Annotated in this window: 12 protein-coding genes; 5 read left to right on the top strand and 7 right to left on the bottom strand. The window is 67.0% G+C overall.

The window, feature by feature from the left end; all coding sequences use genetic code 11:
* The first annotated feature begins 64 nt into the window (after positions 1 to 64).
* Entirely contained in the window at positions 65 to 454 is a 390-nt protein-coding gene (locus OG252_RS19085) for a VOC family protein (protein WP_329337433.1), read from the top strand.
* 53 nt (positions 455 to 507) lie between these two features.
* The gene (locus tag OG252_RS19080; RefSeq protein WP_329337431.1) at positions 508 to 1,011 is read left to right on the top strand and encodes a DinB family protein; all 504 of its coding nucleotides are present in this window, start codon (positions 508 to 510) and stop codon (positions 1,009 to 1,011) included.
* A gap of 105 nt (positions 1,012 to 1,116) precedes the next feature.
* On the opposite strand, the gene OG252_RS19075 is transcribed toward OG252_RS19080, so the two are convergent.
* The 7 genes from OG252_RS19075 to OG252_RS19045 all read right to left on the bottom strand — a co-directional run bounded on the left by OG252_RS19075 (position 1,117) and on the right by OG252_RS19045 (position 8,597).
* Positions 1,117 to 1,890, bottom strand: a complete 774-nt coding sequence (locus OG252_RS19075) for a DUF2637 domain-containing protein (RefSeq protein WP_266434179.1) — start codon at positions 1,888 to 1,890, stop codon at positions 1,117 to 1,119.
* Positions 1,891 to 1,905: 15 nt separating this feature from the next.
* The gene (locus tag OG252_RS19070; protein ID WP_266434178.1) at positions 1,906 to 2,190 is read right to left on the bottom strand and encodes a hypothetical protein; all 285 of its coding nucleotides are present in this window, start codon (positions 2,188 to 2,190) and stop codon (positions 1,906 to 1,908) included.
* 276 nt (positions 2,191 to 2,466) lie between these two features.
* Positions 2,467 to 3,513: an ABC transporter ATP-binding protein gene (locus OG252_RS19065; RefSeq protein ID WP_266434176.1), complete on the bottom strand. Its 1,047-nt coding sequence runs from the start codon at positions 3,511 to 3,513 to the stop codon at positions 2,467 to 2,469.
* 26 nt (positions 3,514 to 3,539) lie between these two features.
* Positions 3,540 to 4,577, bottom strand: a complete 1,038-nt coding sequence (locus OG252_RS19060; RefSeq protein WP_329337429.1) for an ABC transporter ATP-binding protein — start codon at positions 4,575 to 4,577, stop codon at positions 3,540 to 3,542.
* A gap of 71 nt (positions 4,578 to 4,648) precedes the next feature.
* Positions 4,649 to 5,629, bottom strand: a complete 981-nt coding sequence (locus tag OG252_RS19055) for an ABC transporter permease (protein WP_266434171.1) — start codon at positions 5,627 to 5,629, stop codon at positions 4,649 to 4,651.
* A 98-nt stretch (positions 5,630 to 5,727) separates the two neighbouring features.
* Positions 5,728 to 7,485, bottom strand: coding sequence for an ABC transporter substrate-binding protein (locus OG252_RS19050; protein ID WP_266434170.1), 1,758 nt, complete (start codon positions 7,483 to 7,485; stop codon positions 5,728 to 5,730).
* Positions 7,486 to 7,571: 86 nt separating this feature from the next.
* Positions 7,572 to 8,597: an ABC transporter permease gene (locus OG252_RS19045; RefSeq protein WP_266434169.1), complete on the bottom strand. Its 1,026-nt coding sequence runs from the start codon at positions 8,595 to 8,597 to the stop codon at positions 7,572 to 7,574.
* Between the two features lie 483 nt (positions 8,598 to 9,080).
* Here OG252_RS19045 and OG252_RS19040 point away from each other — a divergent pair, with 483 nt between their 5' ends.
* From OG252_RS19040 to OG252_RS19030, 3 genes are read left to right on the top strand one after another with little or no spacing between them, the layout of a single operon-like run.
* Positions 9,081 to 10,706: a peptide ABC transporter substrate-binding protein gene (locus tag OG252_RS19040; protein ID WP_329337425.1), complete on the top strand. Its 1,626-nt coding sequence runs from the start codon at positions 9,081 to 9,083 to the stop codon at positions 10,704 to 10,706.
* 6 nt (positions 10,707 to 10,712) lie between these two features.
* Positions 10,713 to 11,636, top strand: a complete 924-nt coding sequence (locus OG252_RS19035; RefSeq protein WP_266434167.1) for an ABC transporter permease — start codon at positions 10,713 to 10,715, stop codon at positions 11,634 to 11,636.
* Complete coding sequence (locus OG252_RS19030) at positions 11,629 to 12,642, top strand: ABC transporter permease (RefSeq protein ID WP_329337423.1); 1,014 nt, start codon at positions 11,629 to 11,631, stop codon at positions 12,640 to 12,642. Before OG252_RS19035 ends, OG252_RS19030 begins: the two co-directional genes overlap by 8 nt.
* Positions 12,643 to 12,650 lie beyond the last annotated feature (8 nt).

Raw genomic sequence — 12,650 nt, 5'->3', positions numbered from 1 at the left:
TGTGTCGGATGACAGGATCGGAGGTTCGTACGGCCTTGTCCTACGGCCTTGAAGGGAGCGGGAGTTGCTGCATCACGTGGAGCTGTGGGTGCCGGACCTGGAGCGCGCGGTCGGCTCGTGGGGTTGGCTGCTGGAGCGGCTGGGCTACGAGGAGTACCAGAGCTGGGCCGACGGGCGCAGTTGGCGGATGGCGGACACGTACATCGTCCTCGAACAGTCCCCGGCGCTGCGTCTCGACGAGCCGTACGACCGCACGCGCCCCGGTCTCAACCACCTCGCCTTCCACGCCCCGAGCCGCGCGGACCTCGACGCGCTGGTCGAGGCGGCGCCGGAACACGGCTGGACCCTGATGTTCCCGGACCGGCATCCGTACGCGGGCGGGCCGGAGCACTACGCCGGCTACCTGGAGGACGGGGACGGGTTCGAGGTGGAGTTGGTGGCGAAGAAGGACTGACGATTCGCTTAATGGTTCGACAGGCGGTCGCCGGTCCAGGAGCATCCTCCTCGATGACAAGAACAGACACTCCTCCCGCGTGGGACGAGCGCACCCAGCTGACCACCTTCCTCGACTACGCCCGCGACACCGCCCGTGCCAAGTGCGAGGACGTCTCGGCGGAGAGCGCGCGCAAGGCCCCGCTGCCGGGTTCGCCGCTGATGACCCTGAGCGGACTGATCAATCACCTGCGCTGGGTCGAGTACTTCTGGTTCCAGGTGGTCTTCCTCGGCGAGGAGGACGAGGGGCCCTGGACCGACGAGGACCCCGACCGCGAGATGCGCATCGCCGTCGACTTCCCGCTCCCGGACCTCCTCGAGGAGTACGCCGAACAGGCGTCCCGATACCGCGAGTTGGTCGCCGCTCACGACCTGGACACCAAGGCCAAGCGCACGAACAGCTCCGGCCGCCAGGTCGACCTCCGCTGGATCCTCCTCCACCTGACCGAGGAGACGGCACGGCACAACGGGCACCTGGACATCCTGTGCGAACTGGTGGACGGCACGACAGGCGTCTAGCCGGCGAGTCCGCGGTTCAGTCGACGACTCGGTGCGGCGGAGCAGCACAGCGCGAGCGCAGGCCCACGGCGGCATCCCGGTAGCCGCTCCGACCGGACGTGCCGGCTACTGACGGTGGCGTGGCGTGCCCTGTCGTGGCGGCAGAGTCAAGGTGATCTGTCGGACCAATTGCTGAAAGCATGCGAGGGACGCGAGGGCCGGTAGCGCGGCTCCGGCCATGCCGGTGATGGTTCTGTCGGCCTGGGCCACGCACAGCATTATGGCGAGGGACGAGAACAGCAGAACGATGAACCACGAGTGCACGGCGCGGCGCTGATGCAGGGCGGTTCGGAGGATGGAGAGAGAGGCCACCATCCACGGGCCGTAGACGAGAAGAGGCCATGAGGGGACCATCCCGGCTCCCGTGCCGGACGTGATGTTCTGCAGAGGCCGGTAGGCCACTACGCCGCCGAAGACGCTGACCATCGCCACGATGACGGCAACGAGCGCGAGGATGACGAAGCTGCCGGTCCGCAGCCACCCGAGTCGGAATTTTCGGACTCGCATCTTCCGATGCCCGGCAGACGAGCGCCGGATGGGCGGCAACTGGGCGGTGATCTGCGCCAGGTTCTCCATCGGGTCGGTGAGGTCGACGTTGTCGGACGACGCTTCACCGCGAGGTGGTGGCACCTTGGCCGCCGGCTCCGTCGGAACAGCCTCCTGCAGGAGGTAGGCAAGTTCCTCCGCCGGGTCCCAGCCCGAGTCGAGTGGGGTCAGCTGGACCCCCAGGTGCACGGCATCGACAGGACCGCCGTGCCAGCCAGTGCCCCACCCATCGGCGTGTGTGTCGGAATACCACTCACGTCGCGCGAGGGAAGGATCCACATAGTCGTTATTCATGGGAATCCGTTTCCGTCACACGTCGTTCGGGCGGCAGCCTGAGCTTTCCTGGCCGTTCCACCGCGAATTGAGTTCCTCCTGGAGATCCTCCAGCAGTGTGAGAAACTCGCGAAGCAGTGGCTCGGTCACCTGGCGTTCGACCCATGTGCCGTCCCCGACCATGGCGTCATGGGGCGCAAGCGCCGAGTAGGCCAGGCCGGGCGTGAAAGTGTATTTCCCCAATGTCACATCGCGGACCGCAGGCAGATTATCCGTCCCCGCCTCGCGTTGAGCCAGGCGAAGGGACCTTGCTTTCGTCATGTCCCGCTAACGTCATTCGCTTTCCGTCGGATGCGCGGCAAATGAGTGACCCTGGCGCAGATTAAATACTAGGAGAGCCTTTCTTGTTTAATGTCCTATGGCCGCGCATATTGGTCATCTTCTCTGCTGTAATCCTGAAAAAGGGAAACGGATGAGCAAAGGCCCGCGCCTGGGTGGGCGCGGGCCTTCGTCCCCTGGAGCGGACGTTCGTGGGCTCGGGTCAATGGGCCGGAAGGTCCGTTCCGATGTGGAAGCGGCTGACGGTAAAGGGGTGTGTCAGACCGCCGCCTGGGGGTCCTTGGAGAGGCGGGGGGCCGGAACGGTTCCCTCCGTCTCGGGGTAGTGGCAGGCGGTGAGGTGACCGGGCTTGTTGCCCTCGACCTGGACCAGCGGCGGGGCCTCGCTCGCGCACTTGTCCGTCGCCTTCCAGCAGCGGGTGCGGAAGCGGCAGCCGGAGGGCGGGTTGATCGGGGACGGCACGTCGCCCTTGAGGAGGATGCGCTCACGGGCCGGGACGTCGTCCGCGGTGGCCTCGGGTACGGCGGACAGCAGGGCCCGCGTGTAGGGGTGGCGCGGATTGCCGTAGAGGTCGTCGCGGTCGGCGATCTCCACGATCTTGCCGAGGTACATGACCGCCACGCGCTGCGAGAAGTGGCGGACGATCGCGAGGTCGTGGGCGATGAAGACGAAGGCGATGCCCAGGTCCTTCTGGACCTGCTGGAGCAGGTTCACGACCTGCGCCTGGATCGACACGTCCAGCGCCGAGACCGGCTCGTCGGCCACGATCAGCTTCGGTTCCAGGGCCAGCGCGCGGGCGACCCCGATGCGCTGGCGCTGGCCGCCGGAGAACTCGTGCGGGAAGCGGTTGTAGTGCTCGGGGTTGAGGCCGACGATCTCCAGCAGCTCGCGGACGCGTTTCTCGCGGCCGCCCGCCGGGTTGATGTCGTTGATCTCCATGGGACCGGCGATGATCTTGCCGACCGTCTGCCGGGGGTTCAGGGACGCGTACGGGTCCTGGAAGATCATCTGGATCTCGGACCTGATCGGCGCCAGCTCCTTGCGGCCGGCGTGCGTGATGTCCTGGCCGCGGTACGACACCTTGCCGCCCGTGGGCTCCAACAGCCGCGTGATCAGCCGTCCGGTCGTGGACTTGCCGCAGCCGGACTCGCCGACCAGGCCCAGGCTCTCGCCCTCGGCGACGGAGAAGTCCAGCCCGTCCACGGCCTGCACGGCACCGACCGTGCGCCGGATCGGGAAGCCGCCCTTGATCGGGAAGTGCTTGGTCAGACCGCTGACGTCCAGGAGGGGGTTCGCGTTGCTCATGATCTTGAAGTCCCGTCTCGTGTCCGTCAGTTGTGCCGGGCTACGGCGAAGTCGGCGAAGAATTCCCGGCGCTGGTCCGGCGTGAGGTGGCAGGCGGAACCCCGGCCGGCCGCGACGTCCAGGGCCGGCTGCTCGGTCGAGCAGAGCCCGTCCGCGACCTTCTCGGCGAAGGTGCACCGCGGGTGGAAGCGGCACCCCGACGGCGGGTTGAGCAGCGAGGGCGGCGAGCCCGGGATCGGCGACAGCGGCACGTCGACCGGACCGTCCAGGCTCGGCATCGAGTTCATCAGGCCCAGCGTGTAGGGGTGCTGCGGGCTGCGCAGTACCTCCTTCTTGGTGCCGCGCTCCACGCACCGGCCGCCGTACATCACCAGCACGTCGTCCGCGATGTCGGCGATGACACCGAGGTCGTGGGTGATGAAGACGATCGCCGTCCCGAACTCCTGCTGGAGATCCTTGAGCAGGTCCATGATCTGCGCCTGGACCGTCACGTCCAGGGCCGTCGTCGGCTCGTCCGCGATCAGCAGCTCGGGGTCGCACACCAGCGCCATCGCGATCATCGCGCGCTGGCGCATGCCGCCGGAGAACTGGTGCGGGTAGTCGTCCACCCGCACGTCCGGCTGGGGAATCCCGACCCGCTTCAGCATCTCGACCGCCCGCGCCCGGGCCTCCTTCTTGGAGGCGCCGGTGTGCTTGCGGTACGTCTCGCCGATCTGCTTGCCGATGGTGTGGTACGGCGACAGCGAGGCCAGGGCGTCCTGGAAGATCATCGCCATCTTGTTGCCGCGCAGCCGCTCCAGCTCCCGCTCGGAGGCGGTGAGCAGCTCCTTGCCGTCGAGCAGGATCTCCCCGTCGATCGTGGTGCGGGCACGGTCGTGCAGGCCCAGGATCGTCAGGTTGGTGACGGACTTGCCGGAACCCGACTCGCCCACGATGCCGAGCGTCTTGCCCTTGGCGACGTCGAAGCTGAGGCCGTCGACGGCCTTGACGATGCCGTCCTCGGTGGAGAAGTGGACTTTCAGGTCCCTGACGGAGAGGAAGGCCTGCTGATCGGTGCTCGTCACGGGGACGCTCCTGGGGGATGGTGCGAGAGTCGCCGGGTGGGGCGGTGGGAGGAAGATGGCTGGGGCGGAGGTCAGGCGAGCCGGATCCGCGGGTCGATGAGGGCGTAGACGGCGTCCACGATGATGTTGGCGAAGACGATGCCGGCGGCCGCGACGACCGTGACGCCGAGCAGCATGGGCAGATCGCTGTCGGTGACCGCGCGGACGGCGAGCGTGCCGATGCCCTGGAGACTGAACGTCGACTCGGTGATGATCGCGCCGCCGATCAGCGTGCCCATGTCGATGCCGAAGATGGTCACGATCGGTCCCATGGCCCCGCGCCAGGCGAAGCGGAAGAAGACCGAGCGCCGCGACAGGCCCTTGGCGCGGGCCGTGCGCACGTAGTCCTCGCTCAGCTGCTCCACCAGCTGCGAGCGGGTCATACGGGTGTAGTTGGCCGTGAAGATGATGGACAGCACGATCCACGGCAGCAGGAGGCCGGAGACCCAGGCGCCCGGGTTCTCGGTGAACGGCGTGTACGAGGGCTGGCTCAGGATGCCGGCCTGCTGCACCAGGAAGAACATCGCGATGTAGCCGACGAAGTAGATCTGCATCGACGAGCCGAGCAGCGAGAACGAGCTGGCGATCTTGTCCAGGGCCTTGCCCTGCTTGACCGCGGCCACCATGCCCGCGCCGATACCGACGATCAGGAAGAAGAAGGCCGCACCGAAGGCGAGGGAGAGCGTCGTCGGGAAGCGGTCCATGATCGTCTGGAAGACCGGCTCGCTGTTGGTGAACGAGTAGCCGAGGCACGGTGCGTCGCAGTGCCCGACGCCCGTGTAGTCACGGCCCACGAAGATGCCCTGCAGCCAGTGCCAGTACTGGACCGGCATCGGGTCGGCGATCCCGAGGTTCTGCCGTACCTGCGCGAGCAGTTGGTCGTCACAGACCTTGCCGCAGGCCATCCGCGCCGGGTCACGCGGGATGGCGTAGAAGAGGAAGAAGGTGACGGCGCTGATGATCAGCAGAATGACGAGTGCGCCGAGCACTCGGCGGACCAGGAAACGGAACATGGGGTGCGACTTTCCGGACGGGGCGCCGTCGCCGGGGGTGTGGGGAGCGTGGACGGGGCCGGGGCGGCGGTCGCGAGAACCGCCGCCCCGAGGAGACGTCAGGCCTTGGCGAAGACCTTGCCGATGGCGACGCAGGTGTCGCCGGCGTTGTAGACGACGCCGCCGACCTTGGAGCCGTAGAAGTAGTTGCGGACCGGGTTGTAGTCCGGGACGCAGGCCGCGAGCTCCATGATCTGCTTGTCGATCGCGCCCCAGGCGGCGTTGGCCTTGTCCGGGTCGGTGATGGCGGTGGCCGCGGTGATGGCCTTGTTCACGCTGGTGTTGTTCAGCTGCGACCAGTTGACGCCGCCGTCGGCGATCTGGCTGCCGTCCCAGCAGGGCTGGATGACCGCGTAACCGGCCGGCCAGTCCGGGCCCCAGCCGGCGGCGAACATGTCGAACTTGTTGTCCAGCTGGCCGATCTGGCTGTAGAAGGTCGTCTTGTCGACCTGCTGGGTCACCACGTCGAAGCCGGCCTTGGTGAGGGCGGTCTTGATGGTGACGGCCGACTTGACGGCCTGGTCGGACTGCTGGAAGGCGATGACGATCTTCTGGCCCTCGGCACCGGCCTCCTTCAGGAGCGCCTTGGCCTTCTCCGGGTCACCCATCGGCTTGGTCTTCTTGCCGTACAGGTCGAAGTCCGTGTGGCCCGGGGTGAGCGGGCTGATGATGGTGGTGGCGGTCGCGGTCACGGCCGAACCACCACGCAGCTGCTTGAGCTGCGCCGCGGGCCACGCCCAGTTGAGAGCCTGGCGGACCTTGACGTCCTTGACGCGGGTCAGGTTGATCGGGAAGTAGTAGCAGGTCGTGTCGACCTGGGTCAGCACGCGCTTCTTCAGCGTGGCGTCGCCGAGCACCTTCGAGATGCGCTCGGGAGCGACCTCGTTGAGCAGGGAGAGCGAGAACTGGTCGTTGCCCGAGTCCGCGATGTAGCGGTCCGTGGAGGCCAGCGACTGGAAGCCGAACTGCATGACGACCTTGTCCGGGTAGCCGTTGCGGACCGGGTCCTTGTCGGCCTCCCAGTGCTCGTTGCGCACCAGGGTCAGGGACTTGTCGATGCTGCGGGACTGGATCTTGTACGGGCCGCAGGAGTAGGGGCGCTTGTCGTACTTCTTCTGCGTGTCGTGCTTCTTGGGCACGATCGCGAAGCCGCGCATGGCCAGCATGAACGGGAAGTCGGCGTGCGCTTCCTTCAGCCGGAAGGTGATGGTGCTGCCGTCGACCTCGAGCGAGGACAGGTGCTTGCCCTCGTAGGGGCCCTTGTACTTGTCGCCGCCCTCGAGCCAGCCCTGCGGGTAGCGGGGACCCTCGGTGACGAAGTCGGCGAAGAGGCGCTCGAAGGTGTGGCGGACGTCGTCGATGGTGACGTCGGCGCCGTCCTCCCACTTCACGCCGTCCTTCAGCGTGAACGACCAGGTCTTGCCGCCGTCCTTCACGGTGCCCGCGTCCGTGGCGAGGTCGCCGACCAGGGTGGTGTTGCCCTTGGAGTCGACCCGGTAGCCGGTCAGACCGCGCAGGAACAGGACCGAGCCGGCACCCGTGTACGACGAGTAGATCTGCGCCGGGTCCAGGTGGTCGAAGTCGATCTGGTCGAGGGTGTAGATCGTGCCGCCCTTGACCGCGCCCGGCATCTCCGGGGCGGGGCCCGCGGAGTCGGCCTTGGTGCCGACGGTGATCTCGGCAGCCTTGCCCTGGGGCGCCTTGGTGGAGCTGCCGCCGCTGCCACCGGCGTTGCCGCTGCTGCACGCGCTCAGGACGGTGGACGCACCTGCAGCCACGGTGGTGGCTATCAGGAAGTTTCTGCGGGAAAAGGACATGGCTACCTGCCTAGACGTGATGGATGAGAGAGAGACGGGCTACGAGCTGTCGGCGACCGGACGACGATGACCGGGCCGGGTAGGACTCAGCGCTTGGACTTCGGGTCGAGTGCGTCGCGTACCGAGTCGCCGAGCAGGTTGAAGGCGAGGACGAAGATGATCATCGAGACGCCCGGGAAGATCATGAAGGTGATGTCTTCCGTGTAGAACTGCGCGCCGCGCTGGATCATGACGCCCCAGTCCGGGGTCGGGTCGATGATGCCGACGCCGAGGAAGGCGAGGCCCGCCTCCGCGGTCACGAAGGCCGGGAGGGCGAGGGTGGACTGGATCAGGATCGGAGTCCACAGGTTGGGCAGCAGTTCCTTGAAGATGATGCGGGCCGGCGAGGCCCCGGTCACCTTCGCCGCCTCCACGAACTCCCGCTCCCGCAGGGCCAGTACCTGACCGCGCAGCAGGCGGGCGATGGACGCCCAGCCGAAGGCCGTGAGGACGAGGATCAGGCAGGTGGCCCGCAAAGACGTGGGGATCTCGTCGTCGGGGGCGACGAAGAGGCCGTACACGACGGGCATGAAGGCGATGAAGAACAGCGTGGACGGGAACGACAGCAGGATGTCGATGACCCGGCCGATGAGGTAGTCGGTCCTGCCGCCGAGGTAACCGGCGGTGATGCCGATGACCACGCCGATGATGGTGACCAGGACCGTGGTGGCCGTCGCGATGAGCAGCGAGGTGCGGATGCCGTACAGGAGGAACGTGAAGACGTCGCGGCCCAGTGCCGGTTCGATGCCGAACCAGAAGTCGCCGTCGATGCCGCCGTTCGGCTTGAGCGGGAAGCCGGCCTCGTTGAGCAGGCCGGTCTGCTCCTGGCCGTACAGCGTGTACGGGTCCTTGCCGTAGAGCGAGGCGATCAGCGGAGCACATATCGCGATCACGAAGAAGAAGATCACGATGCACGCGGAGATCACGCCCGTCCGGTCCCGCTTGAAGCGGGTCCAGGCGAGACGGCCCGGGGAGCGGCTCTCGGCGCCCTTGAGGGTGGAGGACGCCACAGGCTTCTCGACGGTCTCGTCGGTCACCTCGAGCGGGGCAGCCGCAGATGTTGGGGGGGTCATGGTGCTCCTGGCCCACGGAAAAGTCTGATGACTCCGCAGGGCACTCCCCTACGGGCTACGCCGGACTTTTTCAACGCAATTCGTTCAAGGTCAATAAAATCTGAGTCGACTTGGGTGTCTCTTTACGTTCTTTGCCTTTCCATGACCCTTCCGTAGCTACGCGTGTAGCGTGCCGTGATCGACTCGTGTCTTACATCGGGCTAAATGGGCCAATCGGTCAATGAGTTCGATATACGGACGCCGCTGTGTCGGAATGCGTACACCGAGACGTTCCTTTCCAACGGTTCGGTATCGCTTGCCGAAGATCCATTGCGTCTCATGGCGAAGATCCATTGCGCCGGAACCGGATCGTCCGCTTCAGCATCCCGTTCGGGTGCGTGCATCCGGATGGCGCGTACCTCCAAAGGCCTGAGCCTGTGTGCGGTATCCATCCTTTGCCCCGATATTTGCCGGTAACGGACCGGCATTCATAGGAGGCACTCCATGCGCGGAGCCACGCACGCCAGATGGGCCGTCTGCGCGGCGGCGGCGGCGCTCGCCGCGACGGCCTGCGGTGGCGGTGACAGCGGCAGCGGCGACACCGGCGCGGTGCTCAGTTCCTCCTGGGGAGACCCGCAGAACCCGCTGGAGCCGGCCAACACCAACGAGGTGCAGGGCGGCAAGGTCCTCGACATGATCTTCCGCAGTCTGAAGAAGTACGACCCGGAGACCGGCAAGGCCGAGGACATGCTCGCCGAGAAGATCGACACCTCGGACTCGCAGAACTTCACCGTCACCATCAAGGACGGCTGGACCTTCAGCAACGGCGAGAAGGTCACGGCCAAGTCCTTCGTCGACGCCTGGAACTACGGCGCGAGCCTGAAGAACAACCAGAAGAACGCGTACTTCTTCGGCTACATCGAGGGCTACGACAAGACCCACCCCGCGGAGGGCAAGCAGAGCGCCGACACGCTCTCCGGCCTGAAGGTCGTCGACGACAGGACCTTCACGGTCAAGCTCAGCCAGAAGTTCTCGACCTTCCCCGACACCCTCGGCTACCCCGCCTACGCCCCGCTCCCGCGGGCCTTCTTCGACGACCACGACGCCTGGGTGGCGAAGCCGGTGGGCAACGGGCCGTACACCGTCGACTCGTACACCAAGGGCTCGCAGATGTCCCTGCGGGCCTGGGACGGCTACCCCGGCCCGGACAAGGCGCAGAACGGCGGCGTGGACCTGAAGGTCTACACCGACAACAACACCGCCTACACCGACCTGATGGCCGGCAACCTCGACCTGGTCGACGACGTCCCCGCCGCCCAGCTCAAGAACGTCCGGAACGACCTCGGCGACCGGTACATCAACACCCCGGCCGGCATCATCCAGACCCTGTCCTTCCCGTTCTACGACGACGCGTGGAACAAGGCCGGGATGGAGAAGGTCCGCACCGGACTGTCCCGGGCCATCAACCGCGAGCAGATCACCGAGACGATCTTCCAGAAGACCCGTACCCCCGCCACCGACTGGACCTCCCCGGTCCTCGGCCAGGACGGCGGCTCCAAGGAAGGCCTGTGCGGGGACGCCTGCGATTACGACGCCGTCGCAGCCAAGAAGCTGATCGAAGAGGGCGGCGGGCTCCCCGGCGGGCAGGTCAAGATCACGTACAACACGGACACCGGATCCCACCGGGAGTGGGTCGACGCGGTCTGCAACTCCATCAACAACGCCCTCGACAACGACAAGGCCTGCGTCGGCAACCCGATCGGCACCTTCGCCGACTTCCGCAACCAGATCACCGACCGGAAGATGCCCGGCCCGTTCCGCGCCGGCTGGCAGATGGACTACCCGCTGATCCAGAACTTCCTGCAGCCGCTCTACTACACCAACGCCTCCTCCAACGACGGCAAGTGGACCAACAAGGAGTTCGACCAGCTCGTCGACGAGGCCAACGCCGAGACCGACACGGCGACGGCGGTGGAGAAGTTCCAGCAGGCCGAGGAGGTCCTCAGGGACCACATGGGTGCCATCCCGCTCTGGTACCAGAGCGGGAGCGCCGGCTACTCGGACCGGCTGTCCAACGTGAAGCTCAACCCCTTCAGCGTCCCCGTCTACAACGAGATCAAGGTCGGCTGAGCTTCCATGGGACGGTACGTCGTCCGGCGTCTGCTCCAGATGATCCCCGTCTTCGGCGGGGCCACCCTGCTGATCTTCCTCATGGTGAACGTGATGGGCGACCCCATCGCCGGCCTGTGCGGCGAGCGGCAGTGCGACCCGTCCACGGCCGCCCAGCTGGAGAAGGAGTTCGGCCTCGACAGGCCGGTCTGGCAGCAATACCTGACCTACATGGGGAACGTCTTCACCGGCGACTTCGGCACCGCCTTCAACGGCCAGGAGGTCACCGAGCTGATGGCGACGGCGTTCCCGGTCACCATCCGGCTGACGATCGTCGCCATCCTCTTCGAGATCGTCATCGGCATCACGCTGGGCGTGATCACGGGCCTGCGCCGCGGCCGGCCCGTCGACACCTCGGTCCTGATGTTCACCCTCGTCGTGATCGCGGTCCCCACCTTCGTCACCGGTCTGCTGCTCCAGCTCCTCCTCGGCGTCGAGTGGGGCTGGATCAAACCGTCGGTGTCGCCGGAGGCCACCTTCGGCGAGCTGATCGTGCCGGGCCTGGTCCTCGCCTCGGTCTCCCTCGCCTACGTCACCCGCCTGACCCGCACCTCCATCGCGGAGAACAAGCGGTCCGACTACGTGCGCACGGCGGTGGCGAAGGGACTGCCGAGGCGGCGCGTCATCACCCGGCACCTGCTGCGCAACTCGCTCATCCCCGTCGTCACCTTCATCGGCACCGACATCGGCGCCCTGATGGGCGGAGCCATCGTCACCGAGCGCATCTTCAACATCCACGGCGTCGGCTACCAGCTCTACCAGGGCATCCTCCGCCAGAACACCCAGACCGTCGTCGGGTTCGTGACGGTCCTCGTCCTGGTGTTCCTGGTCGCCAACCTGATCGTCGACCTCCTGTACGCCGTACTCGACCCCAGGATCCGCTATGCCTGAGCCCCTGCCGCAGGAGCCGTACCTGTCCGGCGGGGGCCGGGCACCCGAGGACGAAGCGATCGCCGCGACCGGAATCGGCGGCGCGATGGACCTGGCCACCAGCGAGGGCGAGACCCTCGAGAAGCGCCCCGGCGGCCCGGACGGCACGGGCCCCTTCGACCGGCCCCGCTCCCTGTGGTCCGACGCCTGGCGCGACCTGCGCCGGAACCCGGTCTTCGTCATCGCCGGCCTGGTGATCCTCTTCCTCGTCGTCATCTCGATCTGGCCGTCGCTGATCGCCTCAGGCAGCCCGCTCAAGTGCGACCTCGCCAAGGCCCGGCAGGGCTCCCAGCCCGGAGCGCCGTTCGGCTACGACGGCCAGGGCTGCAACGTCTACACCCGCACCGTCCACGGCGCCCGTACGTCCGTCACGGTCGGCGTCTGCGCCACGCTCGGGGTGTCCCTGCTCGGCTCGGTGCTGGGCGGGCTCGCCGGGTTCTTCGGCGGGCTCTCCGACTCGTTCCTGTCCCGGATCACCGACGTCTTCTTCGCGATCCCGGTCGTCCTCGGCGGTCTGGTCCTGCTGTCGGTCGTCACCAGCAACACCGTGTGGCCGGTGATCGGCTTCATGGTGCTGCTGGGCTGGCCGCAGATCTCCCGCATCGCCCGCGGCTCCGTCATCACCGCCAAGCAGAACGACTACGTCCAGGCCGCCCGGGCGCTGGGCGCCTCCAACTCCCGCATCCTGCTCCGGCACATCATGCCCAACGCCGTCGCGCCGGTGATCGTCGTGGCGACCATCGCGCTCGGCACCTACATCGCGCTGGAGGCGACCCTGGCGTACCTCGGCGTCGGGCTGAAGCCGCCGACGGTCAGCTGGGGGATCGACATCTCCGCGGCCTCCCCGTACATCCGCAACGCCCCGCACATGCTGCTCTGGCCGGCGGGAGCGCTGGCGCTCACCGTGCTCGCGTTCATCATGCTCGGCGACGCGGTGCGCGACGCCCTCGATCCGAAGCTGAGGTGAGCCGCCGT

It is taken from the genome of Streptomyces sp. NBC_01352 (genome assembly GCF_036237295.1).
In the GTDB taxonomy this organism is placed as follows: domain Bacteria; phylum Actinomycetota; class Actinomycetes; order Streptomycetales; family Streptomycetaceae; genus Streptomyces; species Streptomyces plumbiresistens.
Note: the sequence above shows the minus strand (reverse complement) of the source record. Positions and strands in the feature narration are given on the sequence as shown.